Here is an 18721-nt window from a genome sequence, read left to right as displayed (position 1 = left end):
CTCCCGTAGGAGTTTGGGCCGTGTCTCAGTCCCAATGTGGCCGTACACTCTCTCAAGCCGGCTACTGATCGTCGCCTTGGTGAGCTTTTATCTCACCAACTAGCTAATCAGACGCAAGTCCATCTTATACCGATAAATCTTTGGTCACTATATCATGCGATATTTTGACTTTATAGGGTATTATTCTTCGTTTCCAAAGGCTATCCCCTTGTGTAAGGCAGGTTACTCACGTGTTACTCACCCGTTCGCCACTAATCCGCTTAAAATCATTCCGAAGAATTCATTTAAGTTTCATCGTTCGACTTGCATGTGTTATGCACGCCGCCAGCGTTTATCCTGAGCCAGGATCAAACTCTCAATTATAGTTTGATCTTGACTTTTGTCATTTTTCGTTTGGTTTACTCAAAGTAATTCACTTTACTTTTATTGTAGTTTTCTATATATTTTTTTGAGGTTCAATGTCGTTATCTCGTAACGACTATTACATAATACCACGTTCATTTTATCTTGTCAAGCATTTTTTTAATTTTTTTATTAAAATCTTACTTTTTAGATTGTTTGTCTGAAGTGATATCGAATATATAATACACTATTTTTTTCTGCTTGTCAAATTTTTTTGAAAATTTATTTTTTCTTGTTTGACTCGCTTCTTTAACAGTACCTTTATATAATACTAGGATTTTTTGGCTTTGTCAAATTTTTTTTGAATTTTTTTAAAAATTTAAAAAGAGCTCTTGTTTTCAAGCTTTTTTTGAAAATTTTATGCTTGTCGAGCTCTTTTTGATTTTTATTTTTAATTTTTTTTAATTTGCTAGAGATTTTTTTAATTCTTCTAGTTTTTCTTTGCATGTATCCATAGCTTTTTGTAGGGAGTCTTTTTTGCTCATATCTACTCCAGCTTCTTTTAGTACTTCTAGTGGATATTTGCTTTTTCCTGCTTTTAGGAAGTTAAGGTATTTTTCTAAATCTTTTTCGTCTCCGTGGAGGATTTTTTCTGATAGGCTTACTGCTGATGAAAATCCTGTTGCGTATTGGAAGACGTAGTAGAACATATAAAAGTGTGGTATTCTTGCCCATTCTGTTGATATATATTTGTCTACTTCTATATCTTCTCCAAAATAATCTACGTTTAGGTCGTGATAGATTTGGTTTAATTTTTCTGCTGTTACTGGCATAGAATTTTCTACTAGTTTATTTGCCTCTAGTTCGAATTCTGCAAACATTGTTTGCCTAAAGACTGTTGATTTGAATGAATTTACGTAGTGGTTTAATAGGTAGGCTTTTTCTTTTTCGTCTTTGGCGTGGTCTATCATGTAATTTAATAGTAATAGCTCGTTGGTTGTTGATGCTATTTCTGCTAAAAATATTGAATAGTCTCCGTAGATATATGGTTGGTTTTTTCTTGTGTAGTATGAGTGCATGGAATGTCCAAGCTCATGGGCTGTTGTGAAAAGTGAATCTAGGGAATCATTATAGTTTAACAAAATGTATGGTTCTGTATCGTAGGATCCAGATGAATATCCTCCTGATCTTTTTCCCTCATTTTCCATTACATCAAACCACCTATCGTCAAAGCCTTCTCTTGCTTTTTTGATGTAGTCTTCTCCGAGTGGTTCTAGGGCTTTTAGGATCAATTCTTTCGCCTCATCAAAAGTGTAGGTTTTGTTGTAGTCTTCTACTAATGGTAGGTAAATATCGTAAAATCCTAAATCATCTAGGCCCAAAACTTTTTTTCTTAGGCTGGTGTATTCTCTGTGAATTTCTATATTATCGTGGATTACTTCTATTAGATTATCGTAAACTTTTTCGTCAATGTTGTTTGCAAACAAGCTCATCTTTCTTGCTGAATCGAATTTTTTAAGTTTTGCTATAGTGTTATTTGCTGTCATTTCTCCATCAAGAAGGGAGGCTGCTGTGTTTTCAAATTGTTTGTAAACTGTGTAATATTTTTCGTAAACTTCTTTTCTAAACTTTCGATTTGAATCTAGTTCTAGGTTTGTGAAGTTTGCATCTGTGATTTGTATTTCTTCATCGCCCTTTTTTACTTTTGGAAATTTTAGGTCAGCGTTTGAAAAAATCATATAAGTATTTTGTGGGTTTTGGGTCAATTTTGAAAATGAAGCTATGATTTTTTCTTCGTTTTCTCCCAAGGTGTGATCTTTATTTCTAAATAAATCTTCGAAATAATGTGCGTAAATTTTTAATTCTTCTTTTTCTTCTATATATGTCTTAACTTTTTTATAATCTTCAGATAAAATTTCTGGTGTTATAAAGGAAAGTTCTTGGGCAAGATTTGCAAATAAGTTATCTACAATTTTTGACATTTCTTGATATTTTGCAACTCTTGTGTCTTCGTCAGATTTTAGTGAAGCATATACGCCAAGTTTGAAAAATTTTCTTTCTAATTTTTCATTTGTTTTTAAAAAATCATAAAGACTATCGGCTGATTGTAAAATCCTTCCTTTATATGTCTTAGTTTTTTCGATTAGATTTTTTACTTCTTCTACATCTTTGTAGAAATCTTCGTCTGTCTTATAAATTTTTTCTGTGTCCCATTTTAGGGACTTGTCTATATCTTTTCTGTCCATTTTTTCTCCTTATAATGCTTGTGCAACTGATTTGTTTCCTATATATATAAAGCCCATAGCTATTAATGCAAAGGCAATTATTGCAATAATTTTTGTGCTTGTTGGTAGGGTCATATTCATTATCGGGAAAAATCCTGCAAGGATAAATCCTCCCAAAAGCCCACCAATGTGTCCTGTTATTCCAATTCCTGGTACCATAAATGAGTAAATAATATTTATAGCAACAATTCCTATAAAACTTGAGCCAAATTGCCTTAGAAATTCATTGTCCCTGTAATTAAACATAATTCCAAGAGCAAGACCAAAAAGTCCATAAAGGGATGTGGAAGCTCCCGCTGATACACTTGTGATTTCTCCAAAAGCATAGGTAAATAAATTTCCCATTATTCCACATAACAAATAAATAATTAGAAAATTTCTAGACCCGTACAAGGATTCAAAAGTATCACCAACACTATTTAAAAAATACATATTCATCAAAAGATGAAAAAATCCAATATGGATAAAAATTGGGCAGAACAATCTCCACCACTCTCCCTGGTAAACGTGAATTTTGCTCATAGCATTAAATCTCAAAAGATTTTCAATATTTTCGCTGCCACCTGTGACAGTCATCAAAATAAATACTATGACGTTGATTGCCATTAATATTCTAGTCATTTTTCGCTTCGCCATAACTCCTCTTTCTTAAATTTTTACAGAAAGATTATCAGAAATAAAAGCTCTTGCAACAGACTTTATTTCCCTTTCATAATCTCCCCTTTCAAGATTTGATTTGATTTTAAATTTATAAACTTCATCTATATAAGGATTATCCCTCAAACTTTGGTAATCTTCATCTTGTAAGAAAATTATTTTTATATTTTCATTATATCTTTTGGCAAATTTAGAAAGATTAATAGAATTTTCCCCATTAAATTCATTAACATTTTCGCTAATAATCAAAAGATCCTTGTCCTTTACCTCTTTTTCAAAATCAACGAGGGACAAAACAAGTTCCATAGAATTAGAAATTTGAGCCTTGAAAAATATATAAAGAGCCCAACAAACTCCACCTCCTGCACCAAGATAAGGAAAATCTATCTCGCTTACCCCCAAAAAATCGCTCACTTTTTTAGAAAAGTGCTTGCAAGCTTTCTCAAGTTGTAAAATTTCCTCAGGACTTGCACCCTTTCTTATTGGTCTTTTATCCAAAAAAGAATTTTTTTGAAAAAGAGTAAGAGGAAGACTTGTAGCAATTTCAAAATTTGCATTCAAAACCCTCTTATCAAGACCAGATGTATCAATAGAATCAACCTTGATCATATTTTTTGCAACCGGATTTAAAGAATTAAGATTTTTATCAAAAAATCTAACGCCCAAAGCATAGAGCATTCCCATACCCATATCGTTTGTAGCCGTATCTCCAATTCCAATAAAAAAATTCTCACAACCATTATTCAAACCATCAAAAATCATCTCTCCAAGACCAATTGAAGAAGATTCCATAACATTTAAATTATCCTTATACAAAAGCCTAAGACCACAAGCTTGAGCCATCTCCATAGCACACATATTTTTTTTGATAATATATCTTGCAGTCGAAGCCTCGCCTATAGGATCATGGACATTTACATAAGAAAAATCTCCACCAATAACTTCCTTGATGCTTTCAACAGTCCCCAGTCCCCCATCCAAAAAAGGAAGAATAGAAACCCTATTATTTTCATTTTCACTTTCTAACTCTTCTTTAAAATAATTTCCAATTTCGATAGAATTTTCAAAATCTTTAATAGAATCCAAAGCTAATAATATATTCATAATTCACCTCAATTAAATTATACCCAAACTATGTGGACAAATTATTAATTATCTTTACCAATTGTAAATTCAATGATATAATTAAATAGAAAGTTTAGAAAATAAACTTTTACTGTTTAACTCATGGAAATCTTTAAAAAAAGATTTCGCCCATCAAAGAGCCACTTAAATACTTATAAGTGGCTTTTAAAATTGGGAAATTTGATATAAAAATCAAAAATTATCTCATCTCGAAAAATTTTCAGCTATTGAGATAGATTGTATGGTAATTTTTTTGTTAAATTATTAATAAATTAATAAAAGACTTTGTCTACATTCTGTGAACCCACTAGGGTTTATTTTTTTTGCTTATTTTTAAATTTTATTTAATAAAATAGAGAATTTTTTTAGTTTTCAAGAAAAAAGGTAAATACGTTATAATTAAAGTAGAAAATATATGGAAATAAAATTTTAAATTAATATGATTTAATATTAGAAATTTTTGAATATAAAAAAACGGAGGAAGATTATGATTGGTAAAAATCTTAAAAGTAATAAAGATAAAAAACCCAATAGCAGGGAGATGGAAAAATTAAAAAAAGAATTTCCACAATTTTTTACCAAAGATGGTGAATTTAGAATTGATAATTTCAAAGATTTTTTGAAAGAAGAGGAAATCGAATTTTCAAAGGAAGGTTATGGTCTTGAATTTTTGGGAAAATCTTATGCTAAATACTTGAGTTCTTTGGAAAGCGAAACTTATATTTCTCCAGATTTAAAACATAATGAAAAGGATGAAAATAAAAACAGCGAAAATCTCTATATAGTTGGGGACAATATAGACGCCCTAAAACATTTGTTGGGATCATATAGTGGGAAAATAAAATGTATTTATATCGATCCTCCATACAATACAGGCTCTGACGGTTTTGTTTATCCTGATAATTTTAATTTTTACAGTGAAGAACTTGCAAGAACTATTGGCATCATGGAAGAAGAGGCGGAAAGAATTTTAAACCTTTCTGGCAAAAGTACCCACTCGGCTTGGCTTACTTTTATCTATCCTAGACTTTTGTTGGCAAGGGACTTGTTGTCTGATGATGGGGTTATTTTTATTTCTATTGATGATAATGAACAAGCTAATTTAAAATTAATTTGTGATGAGATTTTTGGGGAAGAGAATTATGTCGAGACATTAATATGGAAAAGACGAACTACTCCTCCTAATGATAGAATAATTGGAAAAAATCATGAATATGTATTTTTATACTCAAAAAATATATTGAATCATGTTTTAAATTTACAAAAGAGAACTGCAAAAATGGACTCTAATTACAAAAATCCGGATAATGATCCCCGAGGAAAATGGGATTATGCTGACTTGTCTGGAAATGGAAAGGGAGGAAGATTAGTTGAAAGTTGTGTGTATCCCATAATAGACCCCTTGACAGGAGAAAAGCACTTACCTCCAAAAAATAAATGTTGGTTATATAATTCTGAAAAAATGGACGAATTATTAAGAGACCACAGAATTGTTTTTAGAGGCAAAAATAGAACTCCTTATCAAAAAAAATTTTTATCAGATGTTAGAAATGGTGCTACATTACCAACGCTTATAGAAGATGTTAATTTTGATTACTCTATTGACATTAGCAAGGTAGGAACATCGCAAAATTCGTCAAAAGAAATAAGAAATTTATTTAATAATGATGTATTTGAGTTTCCAAAACCAGTTAAATTAATTAATAAGCTAATACAATCTGGAAGTAATAAAGAATCAATCACTCTAGACTTCTTCTCTGGCTCCGCCACAACTGCTGATGCTGTTATGCAATTAAATGCTGAAGATGGTGGAAAGCGTAAATATATTATGGTTCAAATTCCTGAAAAAATTGATAAAAAGAAGGCTGCTTTTAAGGCTGGATATAAAACTATTGATGAAATCGGAAGGGAAAGAATCAAAAGGGCCGGTAAAAAAATTAAAAATGAAACTGGTGCTGATATTGATTATGGTTTTAAGCTTTTCTATCTTGAAAAACCTATGGAAAAAACTTTGGACGAGTTGGAGGAGTTTTCTGATCAACTTGATTTTCTAAATGATGATATGGTTTCAATTTTTGATAATGACCATGCAAGTGGCAAGGAAAATATTTTGTCTACTTGGTTAAATGAGGATGGGTATGGTTTATCTCAATCTTCTGATGATTATGTTTTGGATGAATATAGGGCGAATTTGATTGGAAAATCTCTTTATATTATTGATTCCGGTTTGTGTTCAAGTGATGTAATGGAGCTTATTAGAAGGATAGAAGATGATAGTCTTATTATAAATAGGATTGTTGTTTATCTTCATTCTATTGATTTTAGTGTTCTTCAAGAGCTTAGAACAAATTTGAATGTTCTTAGAAATAACAAAAATGTAAGCTTGATTGAGAGGTTTTAGTTATGGGTATTGAACTTACTATTCTTCCCCACCAAGAAGATTTTTTGAAGTCTGTTGTAAAAGTTTTTGATGATATTAGAATTTTTGACAGCAAGAATCCTTATTCTAATCCTCTGATTGATTTGAATGATAAAAAAATCAGGGAAAATATTGAAACTTTATGGCAAGGATATGAAAATTTACAGGCTATTCCAAATGAATGGAGGGGGTCTGATGATGAAAATTATTTGGGCCTTGATATTCGAATGGAAACTGGTACTGGAAAAACTTATTGCTATACAAGAATGATGTATGAGCTAAATCAAAGATATGGTTTTAATAAATTTGTTGTCCTTGTTCCTTCTACTCCTATTAGAGAGGGGGCAAAAAGTTTCATGGCGGCGGATTATAGCAGAAGACATTTTTCGGATCTTTATCCTAATAAATCTTTGGATCTTTCTGTTTTGGAAGCTCAAAACAATAAAAGTGGTCGCAAAAATTTTCCTTATGCTGTATCTGAATATGTGCGTGGAACAAATATCCAAAAAAATAGGTTTTCTGTTTTATTGTTAAGCTCTGGCATGCTTTTGTCAAAGGCAACTATGGAAAAAGATGATTATGATCAAACTTTGATGGGAAATTTTACCCAACCTTATGGAGCAATCAAAGCTACAAGACCTATTGTAATCATTGATGAGCCTCACAGGTTTAAAAAAGAAAATAAGGCTTATAAAGCTTTGATAAAAGAAATTAATCCTCAATGTATTATTCGTTTTGGTGCAACTTTTCCTGAAAAGAAAAAGTCAAAGGAAAAAGACTTTAATAATTTGATTTTTAATTTGGGTTCTAGCCAAGCATTTAATCAAAATTTGGTTAAGGGCGTGGAAACTTTTATGATTGATGCTGAAAAGGAAAATGATACAAAATTTAAGCTAATGGATTTCAAACAAAATCCAAAGCTTTGCTATATTCGTGATGAAAAAACAAAAAAAGTTGAACAGCTTGCAAAATTAGATAGTCTTTCTGTTTTGGGTGAGGAATTTTCTGGTATTTTTGTTGAAGAAATTGGAAAAACTAATGATGAAAATATTAATCGCGGTGTAACATTGTCTAATGGTCAAGTTCTATCAAAGGGCGATATTATTTATGGAGGAATTTATACTGAAACTTATCAGGAAATGATGTTAAGACAAGCTATCATCAACCATTTTGAAACTGAAAAGAATAATTTTTTAAGAAAAGACAAGATAAAAACCCTATCCTTATTTTTTATTGATTCTGTTCGATCTTTTCGTGATGAAGATGGAAAGGCAGGTCATTTAAGGCTTAAGTTTGAAAAAATGCTAGAGGACCATATTAAAAAAGAAATCCAAAATATAAAGGATGATAGTGACGAGAGACTTTTGGAATATAAATCTTTTTTGGAAAGTTCTCTTTGTGATATATCCAAGACAAGCGGGGGTTATTTTAGCGAGGATAATTCTACTTCTGAAGAAGATATCAAAAATGAAGTTGATAAGATTTTAAGGGACAAGGAATTTCTTTTAAATTTTAAAAGTGATGATAAAAAATGGAATACTTTAAGATTTATTTTCTCAAAATGGACTTTAAAAGAAGGCTGGGACAACCCAAATGTTTTTCAAATTGTAAAATTAAGATCTTCGGGTTCAGAAACTAGCAAACTTCAAGAAGTCGGCAGGGGATTGAGGCTACCTGTAAATGAAAATGGTTATAGGATTTCTGATGAGCAATTTTATTTGAGATACTTAATTGATTATTCTGAAAAAGATTTTGCAAATAAATTGCTCGGAGAAATAAATAGTGATACGCCAAATAAAATTTCTAATATTAATTCAATTCTTCCAAAAATCTCTAAATTGAGAGCAATTTCTGAAGATGATATTTTTATTGATATGTTATCTAAAAAATACATCAACCGTAAGGGCGAGATAAATCTTGAAAATTTATCTAAGCTATATGAAGATTATCCTGAAGCTATTAATAATTTGAAGCCTAACAAGCTTATAGATGGTAACAAAAAGAAAGCCTATGTAAAAATTCGTAAGGATAAATTTTCAGAGATTAAAGGCTTGTGGAAGACGGTTAATCAAAAATACTTTTTAAAGTTTGAAGAAATTCCAGAAAATGAATTAGAAGATGCTTTTTATAAAATTTTAGAAAAAGATATTTACATGGATACTAATGTTGAAATAATTTCAAAAAGAACTGAAAAAGAAGATGGGCGAATTGTTTTGAGAGAAAATATGGCAAATTATTTTGTCACTAAAGATAAACTTCCTTATAATGAATTTTTAAAAGAAGTTAACAAGAAAACTGGCTTGAGTATAAAAACTATTCACAAAACTTTATGCAAGTTTAATAAAGACAAGGGTAATATTGATGATAGATTATTTTCAAAGCTTTCTATTAATTTGATAGGAAATGAATTTAATAAGTGGCTTGATGAAAAGCTCATAAAGAATTTTTCTTATAAGGCTCTTAATATTGATGTTAAAGAAACAAGCTTAACAGACAAAAATGGAAATGTTTTGGACGAATTGGTTCAGGGAGTTTTGGGAGTTTATAGGGACGAAAATATCGATATTCCAAAAAGATTTCTTTATGATGCTGTTATTTATGACAGTGATAAAGAAAAAGACACTCTACTTAAAAGTGATATTGAAAAAGTTAGAGTTTTTGGAAAAATTCCAAGAAGATCAATTCAAATTCCTTTATTTAATGGGGGAACAACAAGCCCAGATTTTATGTATGTTATTGATTCAAAGGATGGAGCTAAACAGATTAATTTTATTGTAGAAACCAAGGATATGGAAGACGAAAAATCTTTAAGATATGATGAAAAAATCCGTATAAAATCGGCTGAGAAATTTTTTGAAACAATGAAAGAAAATGGAATCAATGTTGTCTTTAAAAAGCAATTAAAAAATGATGATATTGTAGCTATGATTAATGAATTAGATAGGTAAGATTTTGGCGATTGCAAAATATGATTATAAGTTTGCAATCGCCTTTTAAATTTAAAAATTAAAGTTTATCCTTAATTTTTAAAAATATAATAAAAAACAATAAAAGGTGAAATTATAAAAATTACTGGCAAGACTAATTTTGAAAAGGTGAAATAATCTATTTTTTCTAGCTTGTTTCCCATATTCTTTATAGCTTGAGGAAAGGCTATTACTGAAAAGGATAGAAAAATTGTAATTATTAAAAAGGGCATTTCTTTTGGGTCTTTGTTTAAGACTTTTTCCATTATTCCAAAATAATAAATTAAATAAAAAACAAGGCCTATAGCTGCATATAAAAAATCCCAAAAAATTTTTGAAAAAAGAGATTCGTTTTCTTTATCATCATTATTTTTAAAATATTTTATATCTACCCCAAAAATTTCAGATAATTTCACAAGATTTTCCATGGAAGGCTCGCTTATTCCTTTTTCCCATTTAGATACAGCTTGTCTTGAAATATTTAATTCTTTTGCCAAATATTCTTGGGTTAAATTTAATTCTTTTCTTTTATTTTTAATTTTTTCTCCAATCATAAATCCTCCTTTTCTATTATTTTAAAGATTTTTTCAAAAAAAGCTAGCAACTATAGGGCAACTTGGGGGAATTTTTCCTATATTTTCTTTTATTTTTATTTTTTCTTATAAATAATGATATAATTATAGAAAATAAGGAGGAATTATGGGCGAAATTATTAAAATTGAAATTGACAGTATAGTTGTCGGTATGGATGATGGGTCTGTTGTTAGGGTTAATTTATCTGATATAAATTTTCTTCCACAAATAGGAGATAGGGTCAAAGTTTTTAAGGACGATAAGGGATATTTGGTAAGTAAAATAAAAGAGAAAAATATTGTTGAAAAAGAAAGTACTCCTGATTATGATTTTGGAAAAAATGTGCCGGATGACAGGAGCAAGGTTACCAACAATTATTATATAAATACTAGTATTCAAAATAAAAAGAAGGTAAATAAACTTGCCTATGTTCTTTTGGCATTTTTCTTGGGTGGCTTTGGTGGCCACAAATTTTATTCTGGAAAAATCGGCACAGGAATTTTATATTTGATTTTTTCTTGGACTTTTATTCCTGCTATAATTGCCTTCGTAGAATTTATAATCGCCCTTACAAAACCTTCTGATGAATATGGGGAAATATATGTATAAGGACTCAATTTTGAGTTCTTTTTTTATGATTGAAATAAAGTAGAATTTAAAGAAATATGATGTATTTAGAAAAATATATTATTTAAAATTTAAAAACGAAGTTAAACCCATCTCGAGCCTAGTCGAGAGATCTCTTAGTTTACTATTGTATCTTTATTTATGTAATTCATGAGATCTCTCCACTCCCTACAGTCGGTCGAGATGGGTGGTTTTTTGATTTATTTAATTGCTGAAGTTCTTAATTTATGTTTTTATAATTTTATTGCTTGAGTTTTTATATTTATTTTTCTATCTATTGATTTTTTATTAAGCTAGATTAAATTTATTTATTTTTATTAATATAGAAGATAAGGATATATTAAAATTTATTATTTTTTTATTTAATTAAATAAATTAAATTATATGTCAAAACGAAGCTAAACACATCTCGAGCGTAGTCGAGAGATCTCTTATTTTACTTTTATCTTTCTATTAACTAAATTCATGAGATCTCTCCACTCATTGCATTCGGTCGATATGGAAATTGTGCTTTAAGCTTAATTTATAATTTTTAATTTTCTTCTAATTTTTTCATTGCAAAAAATATACTTACTACAAGTCCTTCGTCTTCTGCTACTTCTATTTTGTTATTTTCAAAATCAAAGCTTGCTAGAAATTCATCGTCTTTTATTAATGAGATTAAATTTTCGTGGCTTATTAGTTTCATTTGCCTGTTTATGATTTTTGCCTCGCTTATAGGCTCATCTTTCATTTTTTCTATTTTTAGATTTCCTATTACAGCTTGTTTTTTTCCTCTTAGGCTAAATAAGTTTTTTATTTTAAATCTTGCTACTAATTTTCCACTAGGACGCAATACATTGTACTTACCTTCTAGTTTATAGGTCATTCTTTCATTTTCAAAAATTTTTCCGTCTTTATATTGTAATTTTTTCATTTTTCCCTCACAAAAAAACCAGCAGGACTTCCTACTGGCTTTGTTTTAATAATTTTCTTTTAGATATTCGATAATATCGTCAGATTCATACATTTTTTTATCGCCAAATACCATAAATGGAATTTGATCTTTGCCACCAAGCTCTATTAATTCTTTGGTGTTTTCTTTTCCACTTCTGCCATCTTTTACATTGTAGGATGTGAAGTCTACAATTTTATTTTCGTGCATAAAGTTTAAAACTTTTAAGCAATATGGACATTCTGGTTTAAAATATAAGTCAAATTTACTCATAATACTTCCTTTCTTTTTCCTCTTATAATTTTTCTACCCTTAAATTTATTTTTAAAACTTAAAAGAAAAATATTAGGGAGGTAAATATTAAAAGTATTAGTAACACTGGTGGTAAAAAAACTTTCATTGCTGCCAAAAACATGGCAAATCTGTCGTGTTTTTCTAGATTATCTTCTTCTAAAAGCTCTTCTTTTTCATAGATTTCTTCTTTTGTTTTATTTTTGAAGGGATCTATTGGTCTTTTCATAGATTAGCTTCCTTGGCCAATTCGTGTTCTTTTTTGAGTCTTTCTTCTTCGTTTTTTTCGAAGGCTTTCATTTTTGTTTCTTCTGAAACGTCCATCAAGTGGCAAGCTACAAAGTGGCCTGGTTCAACTTCTTTAAGCTCAGGCTCAAATTGTTTGCATATATCCATACAATATTTACATCTTGTGTGGAAACGGCAACCCTTTGGTGGCCTTACGGCTGATGGAATATCTCCTTCGATTGTTTGTAATTCTTGTCCTTTATCAACGTCAGTTCTTGGTATTGCTTGTAAAAGAGCCTTTGTGTAAGGGTGTTGTGGATTTTTGAAAATCCTATCTGAATCTGAAAGCTCAACCATAACTCCCAAATACATTACTCCTATCCTATCTGAAATATATTTTACAACTGAAAGGTCGTGGGTTATGAAAAGATAGGTTAAGTTCAATTCTGTTTTTAAATCTTGCAATAAATTTATAATTTGAGATTGGATTGAAACGTCAAGGGCTGAAACTGCCTCATCGCAAACTATAAATTTTGGATTTAAGGCAAGGGCTCTGGCAATTCCAATTCTTTGTCTTTGTCCACCGGAAAATTGGTGAGGATATCTGTGGATGAAATATGGAGCTAGTCCACATTGGTTCATTACATCTTGGATATATTCGTTGTAGCCTGCTTCACTTCTTGATTTGAAAAGTCCGTGGCCCAAAACTCCTTCTCCAATTATATTTCCAACTGTCATTTTTGTATCCAAAGAACCGTAAGGATCTTGGAAGATTATTTGAAGATCTTTTCTAAGCTCTCTCATTTCTTCATTTGTAAGTCTTGATAGGTCGATTCCATCATCTACAAAACTTTCAAATTTTTCAAAGAGTTCTTTTGATTTTAATTCTTCTTTTTTTGCCTTTATTTTTTGCTCTTTTTCCAAAACTTCCTTGTCGAGTTTTTCTTTTTTACTCAAAAGTTCCTTGTATTTTGGATCGTTTAAAATGGCATCTTTTAATTCTTTTTTATCCCTAATCCTTACTTCGTCTTTTTCTTCGATTTTTTTGATATCTAGTAAAACTTTGGATCTTTCTTTGATTTTTCTGTAATAATCATCAAGTAGGGCAGAAATTTCTGACAAGTTGTCGCTTGCAAGAAGTCCTCCTGCTATTCTCATCATATTTTCATATTCTTCTTGGAGAAGTCTTCTTTGATGCATAGCAGCTTCGTTTAATTCTGCTTTTTTTTCTTCATCATCAGTTTTTTCTAGCTCATCATAAATCTTATGGAGTTTTTCTACTTCAGCATCATATGAAGGAAATATTTTTGGTATATCTTTTATATCTTTTCCCATATAAGCTGGAGCAAGTCTATCGAGAGTTGTTCCATAATATAGGGTTGTTCCTTCTGTTTGTTCATAAATTTGTAGGATTGTCCTACCAAAAGTAGATTTTCCACAACCACTTTCTCCAACCAAACCAAAGGTTTCGCCTTCAAATATATCTATGGAAATATTTTCGTTAGCGTGGACATATTCATTTGCTCCCCTAGAAAAGATAGATTTTTTCTTGATTGGGAAATATTTTTTAAGATTTCTTATTTTAAATAAGACCTTTTTATTGTTCTCCATCTTCTCTCTCCTCTCTGTTTGGGTAGTGGCATCTAATTTTTTGGTTTTCGTTAACTGATACAAGCTCTGGCATTTCTTTTCTACATTTTTCAGTAGCATACTTACACCTATCTGCAAATTTACATCCATCAGGAAGGTTAAGTGGATGTGGAACAGAGCCTGGAATTATATCAAGTCTTTCGTTTCTATCGCTTGTTATTGCTGGAATAGAATTTAAAAGAGCAACTGTGTAAGGATGGTTGTATTTTGTAATATCGTGTTTAAAAATATAATCAACTGGTGATTGTTCAACAATTTGTCCACAATACATTACTGCAACCTCATCTGCCATTTGATTTATTACTCCCAAGTCGTGGGTTATAAATAAAATAGAAGTATTTTGTTTCTCCTTTAATTCATTCATTAATTTTAGAATTTGAGCTTGGATTGTAACGTCAAGAGCTGTTGTTGGCTCATCTGCAATTAATAATTTTGGCTCACAAGCAAGGGCCATGGCAATCATAACCCTTTGGTTCATACCACCAGAAAGCTCGAAAGGATATTGTTTGGCAACAACGTGAGGGTTTGGAATTTTTACTTGAGCAAGTAGTTCCTCCACTCTTTTTGCTGCTTCTTTTTTATTCATTTTTTTGTGAAGAATCAAAACTTCTGAAATTTGTTTTTCTACTGTAAAAACTGGGTTAAGTGAACTCATAGGTTCTTGGAAAATCATAGAAATATCATTTCCCCTTACCTTTTCCATTTGATTTCTATTAAAGTCAGAAATCTTTTTACCGTCAAAAATTATTTCTCCACTGTAAATTTTTTGGTTTGGTTCAAAAAGTTGCAAGATACTCATTGCAGTTTGACTTTTTCCAGAACCACTTTCTCCAACAAGGCCCAAAGTTTTTCCTTCTTCAATTGTGCATGATACTCCATTTACTGCTTTTATAAGACCACGTCTTGTTTCAAAGTAGGTATGGAGTTTTTTTATTTCTAGTAAATTTTTCATTTTTACACCTATCTCTCATTTGATCTTGGGTCAATGGCATCTCTTAGGGCATCTCCAATTAAGTTTACTGAAAATGCTGCCAAAAATACTGCAAGAGCTGGAATTACCCATCTCCACCAGTAAATATTAATTACATCTGATGATTGGGCACTTGTCATCATATTACCCCATGATGGCATTGGCTCTTGGACACCAAATCCTAAAAATGATAAACCTGCTTCTGTAAGGAGGTTTCCTGCAAAACCAAGTGTCGCATTTACAATTATTATTGAAAGAATATTTGGAAGAATATGTCTTACAAGAATTGAAGAATTTGTAACACCCAAAGCCTTAGCTGCTATTACATAATCTCTTTCTCTTTCAGCCAAAATTTGTCCACGAACAAGCCTTGCTATTCCTGTCCATCCAATAACTCCAAGTAAAACCATGATCATCATAAGCCTTGTATTTTGACTTGTATTTACAGGAAGTAGGGCAGAAAGTGTGATAATAAGTGGATAGAATGGGAATGATTGAACAATTTCTGTAATTCTCATCAAAACATTGTCAACTTTTCCTCCAGCATAACCTGAAACCATACCAATAATTACACCAAGCACAACTTGGATAATAACTGATACAAAAGAAATAATTATAGTCATTTTTCCACCGTGAATTAATCTTGTATAAATATCACGACCTTGGTCATCTGATCCAAATTTAAATCCTTTTAGTCCCCAAGTATCAATTTTATTTTCTTTATTTACAGCATAATTATTAAAATATCCAGAAAAGATTTTTTCATATTTTCCACTAGGACTATCAGCCTCACCATAAACATTATTTCCCCATGAATAAATTTTTCCATCTTCATCAAGGGCTGTGAAGTGATTGGTTCCTGCAACTATATCCTTAACTTTTCCTTTGAATTTTGGAACATTTTCTCCTGATAAATTATCCCTAGAAGGACCCCAAACATAAAGTTTTCCATCTTCATCAAGAGCTGCTGCAGAATTTGTAGTAAGGGCAACTTTTGAAATTTTGAGCTTATCATTTTTAATTTCATCAGGTGCTCCCACATCAACTTCAGCTCCCCTTACACCAAGAAGTTGTGTACTTCCGTCTTTTAATACAGCAAAAATATTTGATCCACTTGTATCAAAATCTACAACTTTTCCTTGAACTTCTTTTGGAATAAGGTCAAGTCTTGAGTTCATTGTTGAACCCCAAACATAAATATTATTTTTTTCAGTCAAAACGACAGAATATTGAACTCCACCACCAAGTTTTTTTATACCTTCTTCTTTGATTTGACTTTCTTGCATTGGTGGAAGTTTTGTTTGTTGGAAGGAATCATTACCCCAACCATAAACTTCATTGTCTTCAGTTGCTACAAGAATATGTCTATCTCCAGCTGCAACATCTTTAATTTTTTTACCTTTAAGTTTTTCCTTTATATCTTCAGGCATTTTCATAACATTATCTTCGTTATTTTTGCCCCAAAAATAGAAATTTTTCTCCTTAGTAAGACCAACACCAAAAGTATTTCCTACAGAAATTCTTTCAACACCCTCTTTTTCCATTTGGGAAGGATATTTCATATAGCCTGAACCTGGGGAAACATTTATAAGAGTACCCTCAGATTGGTAAGGATTAAAAGGAATTATAGCTGATCCAATAAAAACAACAAGGATAATTCCAAGCATCAAAACAAGACCCAAAACTCCAAGAGGATTTCTAAAATAATTTTTTACAGCCATTTTTCCAGGAGAAGTAATTGCATCTTCCTTCAAAGATTCATTTTCATTTTTTGGATTAAGATCTCCAAGATTTTCTCCGCTTTGCTCATCGAGTAAATCTTGGGCCCCATCCTTTATCTTGTCTTCTCTGCTTTCGCTATCATTTGCATTAGTTCCAAAAGTAAACAAGGAAAGAACTAATTTTCCAAAAGATTTAAATGATTTTTTAAATTCATTTTTCATATTAAGCCTCCAATTTTACTCTAGGATCAACAAGTGCATAGGCAATATCCATAATCAAGTTTCCAAGAAGAGTTAAAATTGCATAAAACATGGTTAGAGCAAGAATAACATTATAATCTTGAGCCAAAACTGATTTTATAAGAATATTTCCGATTCCCCTGTAAGCAAAGATAGTTTCAGTAATAGCAGAACCTGAAAACATCGAAAGAATTGCCCAAGTCATAGCAGTTACAACCGGAATTAGGGCATTTCTAAAAGCGTGGGAATAAATTACAGTTTTTTCCTTTAAGCCCTTAGCCCTTGCAGTTCTAATATAATCCTCATTAAGAGAATCTAGCATAGAGTTTCTAACATATCTAGAAATTGAAGCCATAGAACCAAAAGTTAAAGTTAAAGTAGGTAAAATTAAATACCTAACCCATTCACCAAAGGTATTATTTCTAGGCATACCATTAGCAGGGAACCATCCTAGCCTAAAAGCAAATAAGAATATCAAAAATAAACCTATAAAAAATGTAGGCAAAGAAATTCCAACCAAGGTAAATACCTGGAAGAACTTATCAAAAGGCCCTCCCTTGTGAACAGCAGACCTTATTCCAATAAGAACCGAAAGTATAAAAGAAACAAGAGTCGAACCTATATTTAATAAAATTGTATTTTTAAGTGGTTCAGAAAGATATTCCTTAACAGGTCTTTTAGCTTGAGTAGATTCACCATAATCTCCCTTCAAACTTCTTCCCATCCACATAAAATATTGTTCTGGTAACGATTTATCATAACCATAACGTTTTTCAAGATTTTTATACATTTGTTCTTGTTGGGCCTTGGTCATCCTTCCATCCTTTGGCATCATTGCCAAAATAGGATCACCAGGCATGGATTTAGAAAGTACAAAAACCAATATAGAAATAATTATGGCTACAGGAATCAAATTAATGATTCTTTTTACTATGTATTTTAACATATCTATCCCTTCCTTATATTTTTTAAGTTTGCCCAAGAATTTTCACACTTTAATTAATTAAATATAAATAAATTTGAACTTTGAAATTTCAAAAAAAATCAAAGAAAAGATTTCATATAAAAATTAATAAATATAAAAATTTTCCATAGAATAAACTTATAATATCATAACCATAATATTAATATAAAAGATCGATTTTGTCAATGTAAAATTTGCCATAAACTTATAAAGATTGATATTTATTTTTAAAAATTCACATTCTATGAGGAAAATTTTATATCGATGAATATTAATAAAAAATCATCCTACAATACATTAAAGCTCTAATGTTTTCATCTATAAAATTAAAAATATTAAGAAAAATTTTGAATTTAAAAAATAAATACAGTTAATTAATCGAAATCAAATAAAAAAGATAAGGCTTGCCATAAATAATAAAAAATAAGCTAAAAAAATAAAAAACATAACAATAAATTTTAATTAATTTCATTAGAAAAATCTAATTTTTTAAAAAAAAGCTAAATATAAATAAGATTTTAATAAAAGAGATCTCTCGACAAGCTCGAGATGGGTGATTTTTTTCTTAGTAAACTACTTTGAATTGATTAAATTCAAATTTAAATTCAGATATTAATTTCCATGAATTATTTTAATAAAAGCAAATTTGATATAAAAGATCTCTCCATAAGGTCGAGATGGTAATTTTTCCCTTAGTAAATTTCTTTGAATTGATTAATTTAAGATTTT

The 18721-nt window shown here is 30.4% G+C and carries 14 protein-coding genes and 1 rRNA gene; 3 read left to right on the top strand and 12 right to left on the bottom strand.

What is annotated here, in order from left to right; all coding sequences use genetic code 11:
- The 4 genes from BN3265_RS09210 to BN3265_RS09190 all read right to left on the bottom strand — a co-directional run.
- Positions 1–363, bottom strand: a 16S ribosomal RNA gene (locus tag BN3265_RS09210); the annotation flags it as partial.
- Positions 364–803: 440 nt separating this feature from the next.
- On the bottom strand, positions 804–2588 hold the full coding sequence (pepF, locus tag BN3265_RS09200) for an oligoendopeptidase F (RefSeq protein ID WP_058991270.1): 1785 nt from the start codon (positions 2586–2588) through the stop codon (positions 804–806).
- A gap of 9 nt (positions 2589–2597) precedes the next feature.
- A complete protein-coding gene (locus BN3265_RS09195) occupies positions 2598–3263 on the bottom strand; it encodes a rhomboid family intramembrane serine protease (protein WP_058991269.1) in 666 nt (221 codons plus the stop codon).
- A 12-nt stretch (positions 3264–3275) separates the two neighbouring features.
- Positions 3276–4388 carry a glycerate kinase family protein gene (locus BN3265_RS09190; RefSeq protein ID WP_058991268.1) on the bottom strand — a complete coding sequence of 371 codons (1113 nt, stop codon included), beginning with the start codon at positions 4386–4388 and terminating at the stop codon, positions 3276–3278.
- A gap of 508 nt (positions 4389–4896) precedes the next feature.
- Here BN3265_RS09190 and BN3265_RS09185 point away from each other — a divergent pair.
- Both BN3265_RS09185 and BN3265_RS09180 read left to right on the top strand, forming a co-directional pair.
- The gene (locus tag BN3265_RS09185) at positions 4897–6810 is read left to right on the top strand and encodes a site-specific DNA-methyltransferase (RefSeq protein WP_058991267.1); all 1914 of its coding nucleotides are present in this window, start codon (positions 4897–4899) and stop codon (positions 6808–6810) included.
- 2 nt (positions 6811–6812) lie between these two features.
- Positions 6813–9776, top strand: coding sequence for a type III restriction-modification system endonuclease (locus BN3265_RS09180; protein ID WP_058991266.1), 2964 nt, complete (start codon positions 6813–6815; stop codon positions 9774–9776).
- A gap of 71 nt (positions 9777–9847) precedes the next feature.
- Here BN3265_RS09180 and BN3265_RS09175 read toward each other — a convergent pair whose 3' ends face one another.
- Complete coding sequence (locus BN3265_RS09175; protein WP_058991265.1) at positions 9848–10348, bottom strand: helix-turn-helix domain-containing protein; 501 nt, start codon at positions 10346–10348, stop codon at positions 9848–9850.
- 145 nt (positions 10349–10493) lie between these two features.
- Here BN3265_RS09175 and BN3265_RS09170 point away from each other — a divergent pair, with 145 nt between their 5' ends.
- Positions 10494–10976, top strand: a complete 483-nt coding sequence (locus BN3265_RS09170) for a TM2 domain-containing protein (protein ID WP_058991264.1) — start codon at positions 10494–10496, stop codon at positions 10974–10976.
- Between the two features lie 550 nt (positions 10977–11526).
- Here the strand turns inward: BN3265_RS09170 and BN3265_RS09165 are convergent.
- From BN3265_RS09165 to BN3265_RS09135, 7 genes are read right to left on the bottom strand one after another with little or no spacing between them, the layout of a single operon-like run.
- Complete coding sequence (locus BN3265_RS09165) at positions 11527–11910, bottom strand: hypothetical protein (RefSeq protein WP_058991263.1); 384 nt, start codon at positions 11908–11910, stop codon at positions 11527–11529.
- A 45-nt stretch (positions 11911–11955) separates the two neighbouring features.
- Positions 11956–12201 (bottom strand): glutaredoxin family protein, encoded by a 246-nt coding sequence (locus tag BN3265_RS09160; RefSeq protein WP_058991262.1) that lies wholly within the window; start codon positions 12199–12201, stop codon positions 11956–11958.
- 58 nt (positions 12202–12259) lie between these two features.
- On the bottom strand, positions 12260–12448 hold the full coding sequence (locus BN3265_RS09155; RefSeq protein WP_049690395.1) for a hypothetical protein: 189 nt from the start codon (positions 12446–12448) through the stop codon (positions 12260–12262).
- Complete coding sequence (locus BN3265_RS09150) at positions 12445–14058, bottom strand: oligopeptide/dipeptide ABC transporter ATP-binding protein (RefSeq protein ID WP_058991261.1); 1614 nt, start codon at positions 14056–14058, stop codon at positions 12445–12447. The genes BN3265_RS09155 and BN3265_RS09150 overlap by 4 nt, the downstream gene beginning before the upstream one ends.
- Positions 14045–15049, bottom strand: a complete 1005-nt coding sequence (locus BN3265_RS09145; RefSeq protein ID WP_058991260.1) for an ABC transporter ATP-binding protein — start codon at positions 15047–15049, stop codon at positions 14045–14047. Before BN3265_RS09145 ends, BN3265_RS09150 begins: the two co-directional genes overlap by 14 nt.
- A gap of 8 nt (positions 15050–15057) precedes the next feature.
- Positions 15058–17010 carry an ABC transporter permease subunit gene (locus tag BN3265_RS09140; protein ID WP_058991259.1) on the bottom strand — a complete coding sequence of 651 codons (1953 nt, stop codon included), beginning with the start codon at positions 17008–17010 and terminating at the stop codon, positions 15058–15060.
- Position 17011: 1 nt separating this feature from the next.
- Positions 17012–17974, bottom strand: a complete 963-nt coding sequence (locus BN3265_RS09135) for an ABC transporter permease (protein WP_058991258.1) — start codon at positions 17972–17974, stop codon at positions 17012–17014.
- Between the last annotated feature and the right edge of the window lie 747 nt (positions 17975–18721).

This window comes from Anaerococcus rubeinfantis, assembly GCF_001487145.1.
Taxonomy (GTDB): domain Bacteria; phylum Bacillota; class Clostridia; order Tissierellales; family Peptoniphilaceae; genus Anaerococcus; species Anaerococcus rubeinfantis.
The sequence above is the reverse complement of the archived record's forward strand: the minus strand, read 5'-3'. Positions and strand labels throughout refer to the sequence as shown.